10 protein-coding genes and 3 pseudogenes are annotated in these 17,883 nt (G+C 59.8%); 5 read left to right on the forward strand and 8 right to left on the reverse strand.

What is annotated here, in order from left to right; all coding sequences use genetic code 11:
- Positions 1-73 precede the first annotated feature (73 nt).
- Positions 74-1,669 (forward strand): RNA polymerase factor sigma-54, encoded by a 1,596-nt coding sequence (gene rpoN / locus NLM25_RS08585; protein WP_254136641.1) that lies wholly within the window; start codon positions 74-76, stop codon positions 1,667-1,669.
- Positions 1,670-2,427: 758 nt separating this feature from the next.
- On the opposite strand, the gene groL is transcribed toward rpoN, so the two are convergent.
- The 8 genes and pseudogenes from groL to NLM25_RS44385 all read right to left on the reverse strand — a co-directional run bounded on the left by groL (position 2,428) and on the right by NLM25_RS44385 (position 10,192).
- The gene (gene groL / locus NLM25_RS08590; RefSeq protein ID WP_254116451.1) at positions 2,428-4,068 is read right to left on the reverse strand and encodes a chaperonin GroEL; all 1,641 of its coding nucleotides are present in this window, start codon (positions 4,066-4,068) and stop codon (positions 2,428-2,430) included.
- A 90-nt stretch (positions 4,069-4,158) separates the two neighbouring features.
- On the reverse strand, positions 4,159-4,473 hold the full coding sequence (groES, locus tag NLM25_RS08595; protein WP_254116452.1) for a co-chaperone GroES: 315 nt from the start codon (positions 4,471-4,473) through the stop codon (positions 4,159-4,161).
- 328 nt (positions 4,474-4,801) lie between these two features.
- Positions 4,802-4,924 (reverse strand): annotated as a pseudogene (locus NLM25_RS44375) (hypothetical protein); the annotation flags it as partial.
- Positions 4,925-4,976: 52 nt separating this feature from the next.
- Positions 4,977-5,450, reverse strand: coding sequence for a hypothetical protein (locus tag NLM25_RS08600; protein ID WP_254116453.1), 474 nt, complete (start codon positions 5,448-5,450; stop codon positions 4,977-4,979).
- Positions 5,451-5,944: 494 nt separating this feature from the next.
- A pseudogene (gene hemN / locus NLM25_RS08605) lies at positions 5,945-7,276 on the reverse strand (oxygen-independent coproporphyrinogen III oxidase).
- A gap of 1,127 nt (positions 7,277-8,403) precedes the next feature.
- Positions 8,404-8,874 (reverse strand): helix-turn-helix domain-containing protein, encoded by a 471-nt coding sequence (locus NLM25_RS08610; RefSeq protein ID WP_375166936.1) that lies wholly within the window; start codon positions 8,872-8,874, stop codon positions 8,404-8,406.
- Between the two features lie 105 nt (positions 8,875-8,979).
- Positions 8,980-9,356 (reverse strand): annotated as a pseudogene (locus tag NLM25_RS44380) (sigma-54 factor interaction domain-containing protein); the annotation flags it as partial.
- Positions 9,284-10,192 (reverse strand): XylR N-terminal domain-containing protein, encoded by a 909-nt coding sequence (locus NLM25_RS44385; RefSeq protein WP_375167821.1) that lies wholly within the window; start codon positions 10,190-10,192, stop codon positions 9,284-9,286. The gene NLM25_RS44385 and the pseudogene NLM25_RS44380, both read right to left, overlap by 73 nt.
- Positions 10,193-10,668: 476 nt before the next feature.
- Here NLM25_RS44385 and NLM25_RS08630 point away from each other — a divergent pair, with 476 nt between their 5' ends.
- The 4 genes from NLM25_RS08630 to NLM25_RS08645 all read left to right on the forward strand — a co-directional run bounded on the left by NLM25_RS08630 (position 10,669) and on the right by NLM25_RS08645 (position 16,643).
- Positions 10,669-12,054, forward strand: a complete 1,386-nt coding sequence (locus tag NLM25_RS08630) for a benzaldehyde dehydrogenase (protein ID WP_254136643.1) — start codon at positions 10,669-10,671, stop codon at positions 12,052-12,054.
- 88 nt (positions 12,055-12,142) lie between these two features.
- Positions 12,143-13,243 (forward strand): NAD(P)-dependent alcohol dehydrogenase, encoded by a 1,101-nt coding sequence (locus tag NLM25_RS08635; RefSeq protein WP_254136644.1) that lies wholly within the window; start codon positions 12,143-12,145, stop codon positions 13,241-13,243.
- Between the two features lie 246 nt (positions 13,244-13,489).
- On the forward strand, positions 13,490-14,248 hold the full coding sequence (locus NLM25_RS08640) for an alpha/beta hydrolase (RefSeq protein ID WP_254136645.1): 759 nt from the start codon (positions 13,490-13,492) through the stop codon (positions 14,246-14,248).
- A gap of 2,197 nt (positions 14,249-16,445) precedes the next feature.
- The gene (locus NLM25_RS08645) at positions 16,446-16,643 is read left to right on the forward strand and encodes a hypothetical protein (RefSeq protein WP_254136646.1); all 198 of its coding nucleotides are present in this window, start codon (positions 16,446-16,448) and stop codon (positions 16,641-16,643) included.
- Positions 16,644-17,883: the final 1,240 nt, after the last annotated feature.

Raw genomic sequence — 17,883 nt, forward strand, 5'->3', positions numbered from 1 at the left:
CTCCCATTCGTGAAGTCATGCATGCCTGTTCTATGGTAGGCAAGAATTGGACCGGTTTAGAAAGGATTGCGTTATGAATCTGACGCAGAAATTTGAGTTTCGGCAGTCGCTGGTGATAACGCCGCAGTTGATGCAGGCGATCAAGCTGCTGCAATTGTCCAATCTCGATGTCGCGACGTTCGTGGAGGAGGAACTCGAGCGCAATCCGCTACTCGAACCTGCTGGCCATAATGAGCTCTCAACTAGTGATGTTTCGGACGAGACCAGCCTGTTCAGCGACCGTGGAGAACGCGCAAGCCAAGACCATGACTCCTTAGGCGGGGCCGTCGAAGCGTTTGAGCTCGGCCTAGAGGCATGGCCGAATCCCGATCTCGGCAGCCGTGCTGAGATCGCACACAACGTCTTCTCCGAGGAGCCGGCCGAGGCGGCCGCGCGCAACGCCCAGGATGCGACGCCGACCACCTATACCGAATGGGGCGGCGGCGCCTCCTCCGACGAGGACTACAATCTCGAGGCCTTCGTCGCCGCGGAGACCACGCTGTCCGACCATCTCGCCGAACAGCTGTCGGTCGCCTTCACTTCGCCTGCGCAGCGGATGATCGGCCAGTACCTGATCGATCTCGTCGACGAGGCCGGCTATCTGCCGCCGGATCTCGGTCAGGCCGCCGAGCGCCTCGGCGCCTCGGCGGGGGATGTCGAGAACGTCCTTGCCGTGCTGCAAAAATTCGATCCGCCCGGCGTCTGCGCGCGCAATTTGAGCGAATGCCTGGCGATCCAGCTCCGCGAGCTCGACCGTTACGACCCCGCGATGCAGGCCCTCGTCGAGCATCTCGATCTGCTTGCCAAGCGCGACATCGCGTCCTTGCGCAAGCTCTGCGGCGTCGACGACGAGGACATCGCCGACATGATCGGCGAGATCCGCCGGCTCAATCCCAAGCCCGGCATGAAGTTCGGCTCGGCGCGGCTCCAGACCATGGTGCCGGATGTCTATGTCCGCCCGGGTCCCGATGGCGGCTGGCATGTCGAGCTCAACAGCGACACCTTGCCGCGCGTGCTGGTCAACCAGACCTATTACTCCGAGCTGTCGAAGAAGATCGGCAAGGACGGCGACAAGTCCTATTTCACCGACGCGCTCCAGAACGCGACCTGGCTCGTGCGCGCGCTCGATCAGCGCGCCCGGACCATCCTGAAGGTTGCAACGGAAATCGTGCGCCAGCAGGACGGCTTCTTCACCCATGGCGTTGCGCATCTGCGGCCGCTGAATCTGAAGGCCGTCGCCGACGCCATCCAGATGCATGAATCCACGGTGTCGCGGGTCACCGCCAACAAGTACATGGCGACAAATCGCGGCACATTCGAATTGAAATATTTCTTCACCGCCTCGATCGCCTCGGCCGACGGCGGCGAGGCGCATTCCGCCGAAGCCGTCCGTCACCACATCAAGCAGCTGATCGATTCGGAAGCACCGTCCGCGATCCTGTCGGACGACACCATCGTGGAGCGCTTACGCGCTTCGGGCATTGATATTGCCCGCCGCACGGTCGCGAAGTACCGCGAAGCCATGCGCATTCCCTCCTCGGTACAACGCCGCCGCGACAAGCAGAGCGCTCTTGGTAACGTCCTCTCTACCGCAATGTCCGATCGCTCCCGCAACATCGAGCCGGCGTAATTGCGCTGGCTCAAAGCTAGGCATCAACAGGCGAGCCGCCTGAGCTCACCGGATTTGCATCGGCGAAGCCTGCCAGGCCGCGCTGGCGAAGTGCTAATAGCATAACATCAACGCTAGGATTGGTATCTCGTAAAGAGTCTCCGACAGCGAGCTCGGCAAGCACAAGAGTTCACCGCGATCGATCGTTCGTCGCACAGACTTCGAGGCTCGACGTAAATTCCGCAAACATCTTGCGTTGGCGCTCGATCGACTTTTGGCGAAGGCGACAACGACGTCCGGCGCCAGCATCGGAATGGGCGAGCTCGTCATCAACGACGGCCCGGCGGGCGCGAGCGGTTGAAGGATTTCCCTCAGCGCCTGGGGCCTCGATCCCGACGCAAGAGCCGAACGGCGTCAGTTGTGGAACCTATAGCTGTATCGACGCTATTATGAGAACACGCTCGTCTTTACCGTGCCTGCCGGCGAGGCCCTTGCCCGGAGAGAAAACGGAAACGACTCGCCGGACAGTCGGACATTGGCGTGATATATTAACCGGCGACGATTCGCGTGATCATCGACCGCATCAGGCGCATCTCCTGGTCAACGACCCAAGACGGCGACCCGCGCATGGAACGATTTGCGGAAGTTGAGATGAGGGATTTCTCAAAACTGTCATTTCAGAATCGCGTTTCGCGCGCCCCGGAAACGAGCGGAAAAGCGAGCTGAAAGCAAAAAACCCGGCATCGCTGCCGGGTTCGTAGTCGTTGGAGCAAGTGGACTTAGAAATCCATGCCGCCCATGCCGCCGCCCGGGGGCATCGCCGGACCGGCGCCGCCCTTCTTGGGCAGCTCGGCGACCATGGCCTCGGTGGTGATCAAAAGCGCCGCCACGGAGGAGGCATTCTGGATTGCGGCGCGTACGACCTTAGTCGGGTCGATGATGCCCTTTGTGACGAGGTTGCCGTAGTCGCCCGTCTGCGAATCGAAGCCGTAGGCGTACTGATCCTTCTCGAGGATCTTGCCGACGATCACAGAACCATCTTCACCGGCGTTGATCGCGATCTGGCGAGCGGGCCAGGACAGCGCCTTGCGCACGATCTCGACGCCGGTCTTCTGGTCGTCGTTCTTGGTGCGAAGGTTCTTGAGCTGCTCGGAGGCACGGAGTAGGGCGACGCCGCCGCCCGGGAGGATGCCTTCTTCGACCGCCGCGCGGGTCGCATGCATCGCGTCATCAACGCGATCCTTGCGCTCCTTCACCTCGACTTCGGTCGCGCCGCCGACGCGGATCACCGCGACGCCGCCCGCGAGCTTGGCAAGACGCTCCTGGAGCTTCTCACGGTCGTAGTCCGAGGTGGTCTCCTCGATCTGCGCCTTGATCTGGGCCACGCGCGCCTCGATGTCGGCCTTCTTGCCGGCGCCGTTGACGATCGTGGTGTTCTCCTTGTCGATCATCACCTTCTTGGCGCGACCGAGCATGTTGAGGGTCACGTTCTCGAGCTTGATGCCGAGATCTTCCGAGATCGCCTGGCCGCCGGTCAGGGTCGCGATGTCCTGCAGCATGGCCTTGCGGCGATCGCCGAAGCCCGGAGCCTTGACCGCCGCAACCTTCAGGCCGCCGCGCAGACGGTTCACGACCAGGGTTGCGAGGGCTTCGCCTTCGACGTCCTCGGCGACGATGATCAGCGGCTTGCCGGTCTGCACCACGGCCTCGAGCAGCGGCAGCAGCTCGTTCAGCGAGGAGAGCTTCTTCTCGTTGATGAGGATGTAGGCATCGTCCATCTCAACGCGCATCTTGTCGGCGTTGGTGACGAAGTAGGGCGAGATGTAGCCCCGGTCGAACTGCATGCCCTCGACGACGTCGAGTTCGGTCTCGAGCGACTTGGCTTCCTCGACGGTGATGACACCCTCATTGCCGACCTTCTTCATGGCGTCGGAGAGGAACTTGCCGATCTCGGCGTCGCCATTGGCCGAGATGGTGCCGACCTGGGCGATCTCCTCGTTCGAGGTGACCTTCTTGGAGTTCTTCTGGAGGTCCGCAACGACGGCCTCGACCGCGAGGTCGATACCGCGCTTGAGGTCCATCGGGTTCATGCCGGCGGCCACCGCCTTTACGCCTTCACGGACGATTGCAGCCGCTAGCACGGTCGCGGTGGTGGTGCCATCGCCGGCCGCGTCAGCGGACTTGGAGGCGACTTCGCGCACCATCTGCGCGCCCATGTTCTCGAACTTGTCGTCGAGCTCGATCTCCTTGGCAACAGTGACGCCGTCCTTGGTGATGCGAGGCGCGCCGAACGACTTGTCGAGCACGACGTTACGGCCCTTCGGGCCGAGCGTGACGTTCACGGCATTGGCGAGAATGTCGACCCCGCGCAGCATGCGGTCGCGGGCGTCAACGCCGAATTTCACTTCTTTGGCTGACATATTTAGTCCCCTGAGTTGTCTTGGTCTCATCTCACTCTTGGCGAGCCGCCCGGCAGGCGCTCCTCAAGGTGAGCGGTACGAGCGATTGGATTAAGCGGCCTTCTTCTTGGCCGACAGGTCGGTGAGAACACCCATGATGTCGCTTTCCTTCATGATTAACAGCTCTTGGCCGTCGATCTTGACCTCGGTGCCCGACCACTTGCCGAACAGCACGCGATCACCGACCTGAACATCAATGGGGATCAGCTTGCCGCTCTCGTCGCGGCCACCGGGGCCAACGGCGACGACTTCGCCCTGGGAGGGCTTTTCCTTGGCAGTGTCGGGAATGATGATGCCGCCAGCGGTCTTCTCTTCTGCCTCAATGCGCTTGACCACGACGCGGTCGTGAAGCGGACGAAATTGCATACGGTACTCCTTGCATTTGCACGATGGGAAATCAACGTTGTTAGCAGTCGATGCCTGCGAGTCTTAGTGCAGGCGCTGCTGAAATAAGACAGCTTCTTAGGGGAGCAAGGGCCTTTCAGCAAAAAATCAGCATTCAGACTAGTCGGCAACACAGATGCTGCAATCATTCTCAAGTGGAGCGAATGCTCTTGAGAGAGACTTACCCGTCAACTACGAGAACTTTTCCGCGAAATTGATGACCGAGTTGATAGCACTATTGGGCGTCCTTATTCTAGCTCCGATGGCAGCGCTTGGGTACCATTTGAATGAGGGCAGGTCTGATCCGCTCTTAGTCGATGGCTTTGATGAGATCGTGATCCAGTCCTTCGCAATCGATCGCCAAGAAGTCGATCTTGTCGGCATAAGGGATCAACAACTCGTTGATGCCGACAGTGTTCACCTCGATACGGTCTGTATACTTCCTAAGCCGTCGAAGTCGCCGAAATTTTCAATATGTGCTTCATTCACTGAGGAGGCTCATGGGCATTTCCGATGAAGAGCGTGGCAAACGCCTGCGGAGCGGGCAAGACAACAGACGGTTCTCTGGGGCGCGCCGTTCGGATCAGCGTCGCCAATTCAGGATTGGGTTCAACCAGAACACCTAGCGCGCCTCTTTGGTACATAAGATATATACTCGAGCTAGAGACGGGGTGATTGGCGCCGATCTCGACGTAGAAAGCACTATCCCGAGATTTTTGGCTCTTGAAGAGCCTCGCAGACAAAATTCCTTCCAGAATGATGTCTTGTCCGGCTTGTGCATAGCTGGCCGGAGCAAAGTGCTTGATGCGAGAATGCGGAAGATCGAGCCTATCGATCTCCTGGACTCCTGGGACGGCCGCTACCACCGGCTTGCAGGCGGCGCCTCTTTGCTTCATCCCAGCAATCGGCGTGCCAGGCCTAAGTATGGTTTCGCTTGCTTGGAAAAGTGAAGCACGCATGCACGGCAGATGCCCGCGCAATGAGCCGCGACGGTTTGTCGAGTTCGTAACATTGGCGTCATCAACCGAGCATGCATAGTAAGCCAAGACGGGAGCATCATGCTTGCCTCTCCGACCAGCTCGGGGTGATAAATCTCGAATATCGATGATGCGGGTAAATATCCGCCTAACCCAAGCGACTGCCGGATAGCGTCGGCGCAACACGTGTCCCATTATGGCTGATAGCCGGCCCGCGGGTCAAAGAGAGACTCTGAGCGATGCGCATCCGCCCGAGAATTCGGCTTCGAAGCGCGTTCATATCCGTTCGGCGTAGGTCACAGAGTCGCGGCTTTAGCAGTCCGGGATCCTCCTTGTAGTTCACCGCCAGGTAAACTTGCGGTAGGGCTCGCGTTTGCCGATGCGCAATCAATGCCTTGTCCCGTCGAATGGTCACGTCGCTGCACGCCAGGCCGCGTACGGCTTTGCGCTCGCTATGCTCCGCTCGCTAGGATGTGCTAACAGAGTGAGCGGTACGGATAAGCGTCGAATGCGGCGGCGACAGCCCGAATCAAAAGGCGGTGCTCCTGCCTCACGCGGATAAATCCATTTTCGATGTCCACAATCCCACCTTCGGCGAGCCTCGCCAAGCGTTCAGCTGAACTAAGAAAAGGAATCGGATCAAATCCGTGCACGGCATAGATGGCCGGAACGTCGGCCTCCAGATCGCACATCAGCCGCTCGATGATTGCTCCTCGGACGCGATCTTTGTGGGTGAGACGGCAGCCCTTTGATGTCGCCAGTAGACCCTCTCTGATGTGCCGGCTGTAGGAACCGGTTGCAACTTCGTTTTGGACGTAACCCTCGCAAAGACGACCAATGGCCGAAGCTCCGAAGCCGATCAGGTTCTACAGGTGTCTGCCGAGTACCCCAAAGAATTGCGCCGCAGGCGACCGGCTTTCTGCTCCAGAGCGAGCTCGTCTTCAGGCAAGGCAAAATGGTCAAGTCCGATTGGGCCGTAGCCGGCGGCGACCAGGGTACCGGCTACCGCGGCTGCCTGTTCGGCGCGGGCACCGCTATCTGGCAGCGCCGTCTCGTTGATGAGGAGCTGATTCTTCCTAAATGACGGAATGTGCGCATAGCTGAAAACCGCGAGCCGGTCGGGGCACATGCCTACCGCGATTGCTGCGGTCCGTACGCATGACTGCACTGTCTGCCTTGGAAGATTGTAGATGAGATCGAAGTTGATGCGGCATATTCCATGTTGGCGCAGATTTTCAACGGCCGTAGCCGTTTGCGCCGGGTTCTGGACCCGGTTTATCTTTTTGAACGATGGGATCGAAGCTCTGCACGCCGAGGCTCGCGCGGTTCACACCGGCCGCCCCGAAAACCTCGGCCATCTCGACCGTAGACGTGCGCGGGTCGATCTCGATGGCGAAGCTAGCCGATTTCCTGAATGCGAAGCGCAACCGCAAGAGTTTCATCAAGTCCAAAAACTCCATTGGCCTGATGAGGGTCGGCGATCCGCCGCCAAAATGTATGTCGCTCACTGGCAACCCTTGCGGCACTTGCTCTGCGACCAAACGGATCTCCTCGCGCAGCACCGCCAAATAGTTGAGGATCGGCGCATCCCGCTGAGTCATCGTCGTCGGAAAACCACAATACCAACAAATCGATCGGCAGAACGGAACGTGGATATAGACCGAGACTGGCTCGTCGGCCGGCATTCTCTTCAGCCATTGCTCACAAGCTTCGGGACCGACCGCGGCGGAGAACTGGGGTACAGTTGGATAGATGGTGTACCAAGGCAGGCGGGCATCGAAATACTTGTTCAAGATTGACGTCTGCAACGGTGACTATCCCCTGCTTTATATCAGCATCGCCCTGCTCTCGATCGACGGAGTATAACCCGATATGGACTTACCGGCTCTTCCATCCGATCGCGCGACGTAGAGAATTTCATCCGGGTGCTTGAGAGAGGCTCTCTGCTCGTTGTCCTGGCGGTAAGCGTGGGCGCCTTACGCCGCTATCGTATACCATTGAACATAATGATCGATCCTCAGGGCTGGGTCTTGAGGCTATTGCCAATGGGCAGCAGCCGGATTCGCTTCGAGCCACCAATCTGATTGCGCGGAAGCGAATTTACATGCGCTGAAAGATGTGTGTGATAGTACCAGTGTTCGGAGTCTCATTAGACCAGGTTCCGGTAAAGTCGGCGCCTCTAGGACCGCCGAGATCGCGCGGCACCGTAGTGATCGCGTTAGCGTGCTCGCCAAATATTGGGTAGAGAAGCGCGAGCGTGCGCAGCGTGACCGCGGATAATCGTGACATCTTCTTTGTCCTATTGATGCGACATTCAAGAAATTGGCAACAACCATGCCATGCAGCCGGATTGTGAAGGGGTGCGTTTGGAGCAGGTATCGTGTGCGCAGCTCAACGGTGCCTCGTCGGAAGTCCGACAATCGAGCGAACCAACTGAGGCGCATGTTAGACTCCTTACCTGTGAATTTGTGAGCGTGAGCTTGATCATTTCGGCGCTGGTCACCGATGGTGTGACCGGCCCATACGATAGCGAGGTCACCTGCGTGCCCCGTCGCCGCGTGAAAGCTTCAAACGGCGAGTCGTTGCCTCGTGTAGATCGCGCGCCAAACACGTCGGCGGCCGCGCGCCTGTGCTTTCGATCGAGACGTCGAGGCTGCGAGTGCCGCCGCTCAAGCCTTTTGCGCCCACGGCGGCGCCTCAGCGCGCCGAAATCCCGCCAAATGAGTGCCCGGCGATGGTCGCCGCCGCGGCGTCATCGAACGATAACCCACGTTGGCTGAAGAACGAGGGTACAAGGCTAATGTGCCGTTCTCCTTTCAAGGTCCCTGGACATCATCAAGCAACAGTAGGGTGTTTCGATCGGGGTCTCTGGTTCGCAAAAGAGAAGAGCCAATCAAAAAGCGCGGTGCACTAATGCGAGTAGGACGATATGCCGCTATAGCCTGAGGCCAAGACGGCGAAGTCGATAGTCGAGTTTTGGTCTGCTGATCTTCAAAAGACGGGCGGCGGCCGATACGTTGCCGTCTGCTTGGGCCAGCGCGGAGCGATAGGCGGCAACCTCCATTTCTGCAAAGGATCCGTTCGGCAATGATGCGCGTCCCTCCGAGACAGTGTTGTTGTCTTGCGCTGCAGGTGCATTCACTCCAATTAGCGGCGTGCGTCCCAGTCGTCCCTCACTCGTGAGCTGGATTGAGAATGGCGGCAGCAGCTCCGAGCCACTGAACAGATGACCGATATCTATGATGCTACCGTCGTCGGCATAGACGACGCCGCGCTCGATCAGGTTCTGCAATTCGCGGATGTTACCAGGATAGTCGTATTTGAGCAGCGCGTCGGTGGCGCGGCGGCTGAAGCCCACAAGCTGCCGGCTGTGGCGCGCGCAATAGATTCCGACGAAATGCGCCATCAGAAGTGGGATGTCGTCGCGCCGCTCCCGCAGCGGCGGGATCGCAATCGGAAACACGCTCAGCCGGAAATACAGATCCTGCCGGAAGCGGCCGGCCGCGACCTCGGCGGTCAGATCGACGTTGGATGCCGCCACCACACGGAGGTCCAGTGAGTTGGTCTTCGCGCCGCCGACCCGTTCGATCTTGCGCTCCTACAGCGCGCGCAGCACCTTGCCCTGGGCCGAATAGGTCAGTGACGCGATCTCGTCGAGGAACAACGTGCCCCCGGAAGCGCGTTCGAATAGCCGGCGCGCGAGGCGATGGCGCCGGTGTAGGCGCCTTTCTCCACCCCGAATAACTCGGACTCGACGAGCTGCTCCGGGATAGCCGCGCAATTGATCGCTACAAATGGACCGCTGCTGCGCCGGCTCATGGCGTGCAACTGACTGGAGAACAGCTCCTTGCCGACGCCGGATTCGCCGACGAAGAGCACGGTGGCGTCGGTCTCGGCGACGCGTTCGAGCTGGCGGCGGGTGCGAACGAACGCGGCCGAGACGCCGACCGCGACGCTGCTGCCATCGCCTGCGGCGGTCGGGCTTTGGTCTGCCGCGACCGGGACCTTGCCGGTGGCGTGCACCGAGCGGCTCTTCCATTCCAATCCGAAATACTTGCGCTCCGGCGCGTCGTCGCCCCATGCATCGGCGTGCTGGCCGACAACCATGCAGCGTGACGCGCCCATGCCGGCGCATTCGACCTCGCGGAAGATGGCGGGCCAGCCGCAAAGCTTGGTGGTGTAGCCGGAGGGTAGCCGACCTGAAGCCAACAGACCGGTTCGCTGGCGAGGCCATAGCTCGCAAGGTGCTCGGCGGCTTCCGAGGAGTCCTCCCACAGGAATTCGCCTAGATACGTGCACTTGTCGCTGTCAAATTCGAAATGCCGCGTCGTCACCTTGACGAAGCCCTCCAGCGTATACACGCGCGGCCCGGCGGCGAGCGCGTGGGTGAGGTCTTGGTTTGGGAAACGCTTCTGGATCAACTCGGCGTCGCGCGTACCCTGCATGTAACCCACACGCATGAAAAGCGCTTTCGCGGTCTCGATCCCGAAAGCGTCGATGATCTCGGTGCGCAAGCGCCCCAGCACCTGCGACTGCATCAGCACCATGCGCTGGTCGCTGAACCAGGTGCGACCGTCGCCGAGAACGAAATGCAGCGACTCGGCGAGATCGTTGAAGGTTGGCGCAGCGCCGCTCTTGAGCTCGCTGCTGGCACCGCGGGTGAGAATCCGGGCCGCGCGGCGGGATGCTTCCGCTAGGGAAATCCGCGTTTCATCAGTTCTCATGAGGTTGCCTTGGTATTCATGAATTCGCAAATAGGTCGATGAGGGACTTCATTATTTCATGAATTCTTGGCGATGGAAGGGCGTTGGAGACGTCTAAGCCGTGTATTGCGGTGCCAGAACTAAGCAGCTGTTTTAGCTATGTAATTTATTTTGGCTCATCATTTGGTCACAGCCGCCGGGGCGGCTGGCACCGGCTTTGCTATTCGGTGAGCCATTCGCGGGAGGAAGCGAGGCAAGAGGACCGGTTTACGGTCTCGAACCAGAAGTGCGGCGCGCCATCAGGTCGCCGCGCGGGGCAACTTCCTTGCTCTTTTTCTCCCCGGCAAGCCGCGGTCACAACGGCCGCACCGTCAATTGTTCCGCGTTAAGCGGAGGGGAGAATCTCCAGATGAATATGCAAACGCGCGATTTCATTGTCGTCGACCGCTGGCGCGGCAAGGCGTTCTTGGGAATGGAGCGTCACTGACGGCGGCGGCATGGATATCTGTGATTCGGCGACGGGCGCGCTGCTCGGTTCGGTTGGCATCGCCGATCCGAACGACATCGCGAAGGCCGCGCGCGAGGCGCGCCAAGCCCAGCAGGCATGGGCTTTGAAACTACCGCAGGAACGTGCAGCAATCCTCAACAAGGCGGCCGCTCTGCTCGAGCGGAATGGCGAAGAGCTGATCGGCTGGATCATGCGCGAGAGCTGTTCGATCGAGCCTAAGGCTGCGATCGAGATCGAGCACGGTGCAGGCCTCGTGCGCCATGCGGCGGCGATCGCGATCGAGCCGAACGGCATCATGCTGCCGTCGATGGAGCACGGGCGATCCAACACAGCCAAACGCGTGCCCCATGGCGTGGTCGGCGTGATCTCGCCCTTCAACTTCCCGCTGGTGCTCTCCATCCGGGCCATCGCCGCGGCGCTCGCAGTGGGTAATGCCGTGGTTCATAAACCCGATCCCCGAACGTCGGTATCAGGCGGTATCATCATCGCGCGCATTTTCGAGGATGCGGGCTTGCCCAAGGGAGTGCTGCAGGTCGTGCCGGGCGGAGCTGCGGCAGGTGAGGCGATGTGCGCCGATCCGAACATCGCGATGATCTCCTTCACCGGCTCGGCGGAAGGCGGCAGCAAGGTCGGCGAGGTCGCCGGCCGCCATCTCAAGAAGGTGCAGCTCGAGCTCGGTGGCAAGAATTCACTGATCGTCCTCGACGACGTCGATATCGACGTCGCGGCTTCCAATGTCGCCTGGGGTACCTTCCTGCATCAGGGACAGATCTGCATGTCGACTGGCCTCGTGCTCGCGCATGCCAACATCGCCGATGCGCTAGCGGCAAAGATCGCCGAGAAGGCGCGGCATCTGCCCGCCGGCGATCCGTCATCCAGGCAGGTTGCGCTTGGCCCCATCATCAGCGACGCACAGGTCGCGAAGATCCAGGCGATCGTCGACGAGGCGGTGGCCAAGGGCGCGCGGCTGCTGGCCGGCGGTGGCCACGAGGGACGCTATTACCAGGCGACCATGCTCGCGGGCGTGAAGCCGGGGATGCGCGCCTTTGTGGAGGAGATTTTTGGGCCTGTCGCCTGCCTCGTAATCTTCGCGACCGACGATGAAGCTGTCGAGCTGGCCAATCGCTCCGACTGTGGCCTCGCCGCCGGCGTGATCTCCGGCTCGATCGCGCGGGCGCGGGCTGTCGGCGATCGCCTTGCTGTCGGCCAGCTTCACATCAACGACCAGACCGTGAATGGCGGGCCGTTCGCGCCGTTCGGCGGGCGCGGCCGTTCCGGCAACGGCAGCCGCATCGGCGGGCCCGCCATCTGGGAAGAGTTCACGCAGTGGGTGTGGACCTCGGAGAAGCCGCAGGCGACGCCCTATCCGTTCTGAACCAGTTCGCAATATCGCATAGCTTCCGGCGCTTGCGTGCCGGAAGCCTTGCACCTCGAACCGTCTGATTTTTTTTTGGAGATTAGGAATGAAGATTCGTGCCGCCGTCGCCCGCGAAAAGGGCGCGCCGCTGAAGCTTGAAACCATCGACCTTGAAGCCCCGCGCCCCGACGAGATCCTCGTCAAGGTCAAAGCCACTGGCGTCTGTCACACCGATCTCGTCGTCCGCAACGGCATGCTGCCGACGCCGCTGCCGGTCGTGCTCGGCCACGAAGGCGCCGGCGTCGTCGTAGCGGTAGGTGCTGCAATCACCAAGGTGAAACCCGGCGATCACGTGGTGATGACGTTCAATTCCTGTGGCGGCTGCCCGAGCTGTCAGGACCACGCCGCGAGCTATTGCCATGAATTCTTCCCGCGCAACTTCTTCGCCGCGCGCGCGGATGGATCGAGCGCGCTCTCGGCGGACGGCGCTCGTATAAACGGCAATTTCTTCGGCCAGTCGTCGTTCGCGACCCATGCGCTTTGCCACGAGGCCAATGTGGTGAAAGTCACCTCCGACGTCCCGCTCGAACTGCTCGGGCCGCTCGCCTGCGGCATGCAAACCGGCGCCGGCGCGGTGATGAACGTGCTGAAGATTTCGGCCGGAAAATCCTTCGCGGTGTTCGGACCCGGATCGGTCGGATTGTCCGCGCTGATGGCGGCGCACGCGGCAGGTGCCAGCACCATCATCGCGGTCGATATCAACCCCGCAAGGCTCGAGAGCGCCAGATCCCTTGGGGCCACACATGCGATCGATTCGCGCCAAACCAATCCGATCGAGGCGATCATGCGGATCACCGGCACGGGTCTGGATTTCGCGCTCGACACGACCGGTCTACCTGCGGTGATCCGCAACGCCGTGGAGAGCCTTGGCCCGCGCGGCGCCTGCGGCATTCTCGGTGCGTCTGGGCCGGATGCGGAGATCGTGCTCAACGAGACGCATTTCATGAGCGCCGGTCGCCGCCTGATCGGCATCGTCGAAGGCGACTCGGATCCGACCATCTTCATTCCGACCCTGATCGATCTCTACCGTAGCGGCCGTTTCCCGTTCGATAAGCTCGTCAAGTTCTACACTCTCGATGAGATCAACATTGCGATCAACGATTCCGAAACCGGCGCCGTAATCAAACCGATCGTGCGAATGAACTGAAGGAAAGGTCAATCGTAGCGGGCAAGGGGCCGGGCGTGGCACCTCGTCCTTTCAGGACAACATGGCAACAGACCGATCCACCGGCATACCGCTCACCATCGAAAAAGGAGGAAACATGTCCAAGCAGCAGCTCGCAGCGATTTTGCAGAAGAGCGCGCAGTTCCCGCCACCGCCAATGGCAGCCCCGCAGACATATGCGCATGGTTCGAGGCGGTCAATGCGCAGACGCCGATCCTGGACGGCGCCATGATCGAGAGGGTATCGTCGGGGCCTGTCGGTGACCACCTGATCCGCTATTCCAACTCGAACGACAAGTGCTTGATTATCCATCTCCACGGTGGCGGCTTTCTCTTCGGTTCGTCCCGCTCGCACCGGGTCGTCGCTGCTAACCTCGCACGTGCCTCCGGCGTTGCCGTCCTCGTTGGGGACTATCGGCTCGCGCCCGAACATCCGGCGCCCGCCGCCCATGACGACGCGTTCGCCATATACAAATGGGCACTTGAGCAGGGTTTCGCGCCATCGTCGATTTGCCTGTCCGGCGACTCGGCGGGCGGTAACCTCACGATATCGACCGCGATGCGTGCCCGCGACGAAGGGCTGCCCAATCCGGGTGCGGTGGTTGTGATGTCGCCGGCGCTCGATTTCACCGGCCAGAGCGCTTCGTTCCGCTCCGTCGCCGACGCCCCACTTCTCACCCCGCAACTGGCCGAGCTGTTCAGGTACGTCTATTTCGGCGCCAGAGTTCACACATCGCCTTATCTTGCGCCGCTGAATCGCGATCTGTCTGAGCTGCCGGCGACTTTGATTCACGTCGGATCGTGGGAGCTGCTGCGCGACGACAGCGTGCAACTCGCTGAACGACTGCGCCAGGCATGCGTCTTCGCGGAGCTGAAGGTCTGTGACGGCATGTGCCACTCCTGGCAACTGTTTGCGCCGATGCTCCACGAAGGCATGGCCTCGATCGAAGAGGTAGCTGCCTTCGCGCGAGGGCGCCTTGTTCATTGATCGTCGAAGGCGTTCACCGGATTTGTAACGTAAGGACTCCCGAGACGTCAGTTGAATAGTCCGTCGAGCGGCTCGTATTTACTGGCTGCCGGAGCCGCGGCGCCTCGCCGATGCCACTGCATCAGAACCTGAGCAAAACGCTCAGGCGGAATGGCCGCTAGAATTCCTCATCATTGGCGAGGATGCGGGAGCTCCTCGCCAGAAAGCGGATTGCCGCAAATCGTGGCCGCAGCTTGAGGCGACGGTAGGGGATGCGTCGACCCGCAAGCTTGGCTGGCCGTGGCGGGGAACACAGAAAACGGTAATTGGACGCCCTTCCAATGCTCTCCCGCGGATTGGTTGCGATCGCAGTAGACCGTGCGGCGTTCTGTGAATTGTGGATCTCACACCGGTCGCGGATCGATGATAGTGGCTGACTTCTCGAACGCGACGTCAGGTAGTGGGATCTCAACTCGCAAATCTTCTCGAAGGTGCCCATTTCGGGTTAAATGTGAATACTGGTGAAGAAGTAGTGAAGTGCGTCTGAACTTGCGGACATAGTTTTCCGGACGATGCACATGCGAGATGTATTGCGTCTACATGAGATGGATTTTTCTGGAAAAAGGCGTATGAGCGTTAAAGCGATGACCTCGACAATCCTTCAGAACCAACTGGCCATTGGGCGGCGTGCATTCCTTGACGCCATCTGGCTATGCAGAGATCATAGAGCAGCTAGTCGAAGAGCTCAGAGAGTTGGAGCTCAACTTTGCTGCTCGCGAGTTTGATTGGCAGGCAAGAGCCCATTCCCCGCATAGCGCGACGGACCGCGCATCAGGGACAGCCAAGTGCCGGACGTCGGGGGTTGTAGACCTGGAATCGATTTTCGGATGATCGCCGGGTCTTAAGCCAAATCCGCGCCCGATCTCTCGCATGCCTGATCTTGGCGTCAGTAGTGACGCGCACTGAAGAGCGTCTCCATCAAGCTGAGAAAAGTTGCCGACTCCAAATCGCGCAATAGCAATGGCTCTAGCATGATTGTGGTCCGGATCGAACGATGCTGACAAAGTTCAAACGGCCCCAGCCACGGATGGGGTAAGCGGCCGGGGGCGGCATTCCCATTCCATGTGCCGCAATCGGCGGTAGGCGGCACGCTCCAAGTTTAGGCACAGAGGAGCTAACGAACTTTTTCTTGGACCGCTGCCTCGTTTCATTTGGCTCAATGCGAGACGCAGCGAGGACATACGCGGCACCGCTCTGCGCGGTCCTGACTTACGGAGTGGTGGCATAAGAAGTTCCGGTTTTCGGCCGGGATCGATCGGAGCGATGGCGTCTCGATTCGGTCGGAAGATCAATTTGTCCTCGGCGGTCCGGGCTCGACATTTTTCACTTGGGCAGAAGTGACACGAGTTTTCGATAGTGAATCTGCTGCCCATTCTACATTGCAATACATCCACGAAGACAAGAATCGTCTAAATCGAACTATCGCAGGAGGGGGAGAACTTCAGGACATAATCGGTCGAATGCAGTCCATTATGAAAACCGTGCTGGCCAACAGATGCAACTGGACAGAATGAACAGGGCTGCCCAGCGCGAAACAAAACAGCCGTGCCTCCTGCCAACCTCGCCGACAAGGCGAAGAAGCTCCCCATCCCGATCTGAAGTTTGGCAAGGACGACGCGTGAGCGCCGTACTGGTTGACACTGAAAGCAATAGCGCGGCGCGTTGAAAGGATCATTGTCGCAGTAGTCGATGGTGCATCGGGGCAGCGAACCGGTGGGTGGTCCTCCTCGGCTTCCTTGGAATTCCACCTTTGCGTGGGCAGTGATTTACGCGGGCCGAATGGCTCCGGTCGTTGCCGTGCCGGAAGCGTAGGTGCACGCATATGCCCGGACGACAATCCATGCCGTTGGTATCTATCAGCTCTGCGGGCCTCTGATTTGGATCCCCTTCCTAGACTTCCCTGTACGGAATAGCGAGGGTTTCACAGATCGACGCAAATGCCTTTTTTGCCTCGGCGCTCTCGAAGCCAAAGCGTGCCCCGTGGTCTCCACGCTCGATCCACCAATCCGCCCTGTGTCCTCGCGAAACGAAGTATGCCTCTTCGCGCAACTGATCCAATAATCTCCCGTAAGCACGCACAATCACGCAGTGTTCCATCTGAACGCTCATTGAAGGAAAGCAACACAGGCAGGTAAACACATATCCAGAAGACGCTGCAATGACAAATGCGAATCCGCACCTGGTCGTCGTTCCTTCGGACAAGATATCGAAGCTCGATGCGTGTTCCTCGCTCGCCGGGGCCTCTTGCGTTGCGTTCCTGCATTTGTCGGGTGGTAGCCCAGCGAAGAGCTTCTGCGCGGCTTGTGTGCCATTGTTTTTGGCAGCTTTCGATGCGCATCTTGGCGGCTATCTCTAGAAGATGCGATTGATCCGCAAGGGCGCGATGCTCGTCACGTTTCTCGATGGCCCCCATGTCTCCTGGAGTTGGTCGGACAATTATCTGGCCAGCCTAATTGCGCTTGCCGCCGGCGCAATGGTGGGCCGTTTGATCAGGTGCGCAATGATCCACCGTGACTATGCCGCGAACGTACACTCTATGCTTTGTTTAGAGAAACGGATAGGCAGCTGCCCCTGCGAGCGAACAGCGGCGCCAGCTCAGGAGAGCAAATCAGACCACTCGGATTGTCCAGGCTTATCCGGCAAAGCTGTGGATGGCCCAAGCAGCGGTTCTCCGGATTCAGCCAGAGACGCCGATGCCGTACCGAGGATGTTCGTTAACGCTGGCCCGCCGGTGTTGGTACGTACGCTCGTTGCATATCGCCTGGGCACCATCACGAACTCGCGAATCGCCTTCAGCGACGTTGTGGACGACGAGCGCCAAGTGTTGCGCAAAGCTGTGCTCGTTCGCTGGCGCGTACTCAGAATTCAGGAGGACTGCGTTCTGGTCCGTACAGATCGCAACCTAAGTAATGATACGGAGGCCAGCCGTCGCACTTTCTTGATCTTCGAAATGCATCCTCATCTACATGAAACCATACAGACCAATCTACGATCCACAACTCTGGCGAGGTCGTGCGCAAGCAACGCGGCTCAAAGCGGACTCGCTCGGACCCGGCAAACCCAGAGATAGGCTCCTGAAAATCGCTGAGGAATACGACAAGCTAGCCAAGCACGCCGAAGTGCACGACGCGCTCAGAATCAACGAAGATTCAGATTCGGGTCAGGATTTCTGATCGTTCCCCGCTGTCTTTGACGAAATCCCCGAGCGGCTCGCGCCGAGCCAGGCCGATGCCTTGACTCGATCTTGGCCAATGCTTCGGACGCGGTGCTTCCGAGCTTGCGAGAGCTGAGACATTCCGCGAAATCAACCGCAATTCGCGCCTCTTCACACTGTACAGCATGTCTGACTCGCGCAAAATCGACTCATACAAAGGGACTATCAAATTCGCGGGGAGAAGCTAGGGCTGAGACTCGATCAGAGCCAGAAGGCGACGGCGGTTGCGAGCGCCACGGCGGACAGGGACAAGATGTAACCTGACGTAGCGTTAGATTTGCGTTTTGCATTCGCTCTGTTAAGCAGAAGGACGGCTGGGGTTAAGCTAAGGAAGTGACGCTCGAATGAAAAAATGCTTGTTTGTGACTGCGACCGCCATCGC

This window comes from Bradyrhizobium sp. CCGB01 (assembly GCF_024199795.1).
Taxonomy (GTDB): Bacteria; Pseudomonadota; Alphaproteobacteria; order Rhizobiales; family Xanthobacteraceae; genus Bradyrhizobium.

Excerpts from the sequence above, each read along its gene's own strand:
- groES (WP_254116452.1), bottom strand. The coding sequence starts at position 4,473 with ATGCAATTTCGTCCGCTTCACGACCGCGTCGTGGTCAAGCGCATTGAG.
- NLM25_RS08630 (WP_254136643.1), top strand. The coding sequence starts at position 10,669 with ATGGATATCTGTGATTCGGCGACGGGCGCGCTGCTCGGTTCGGTTGGC.
- rpoN (WP_254136641.1), top strand. The coding sequence starts at position 74 with ATGAATCTGACGCAGAAATTTGAGTTTCGGCAGTCGCTGGTGATAACG.
- NLM25_RS44385 (WP_375167821.1), bottom strand. The coding sequence starts at position 10,192 with ATGAGAACTGATGAAACGCGGATTTCCCTAGCGGAAGCATCCCGCCGC.
- NLM25_RS08640 (WP_254136645.1), top strand. The coding sequence starts at position 13,490 with ATGATCGAGAGGGTATCGTCGGGGCCTGTCGGTGACCACCTGATCCGC.
- NLM25_RS08600 (WP_254116453.1), bottom strand. The coding sequence starts at position 5,450 with ATGCGTGCTTCACTTTTCCAAGCAAGCGAAACCATACTTAGGCCTGGC.
- NLM25_RS08635 (WP_254136644.1), top strand. The coding sequence starts at position 12,143 with ATGAAGATTCGTGCCGCCGTCGCCCGCGAAAAGGGCGCGCCGCTGAAG.
- NLM25_RS08610 (WP_375166936.1), bottom strand. The coding sequence starts at position 8,874 with ATGGCGCATTTCGTCGGAATCTATTGCGCGCGCCACAGCCGGCAGCTT.
- NLM25_RS08645 (WP_254136646.1), top strand. The coding sequence starts at position 16,446 with ATGACAAATGCGAATCCGCACCTGGTCGTCGTTCCTTCGGACAAGATA.
- groL (WP_254116451.1), bottom strand. The coding sequence starts at position 4,068 with ATGTCAGCCAAAGAAGTGAAATTCGGCGTTGACGCCCGCGACCGCATG.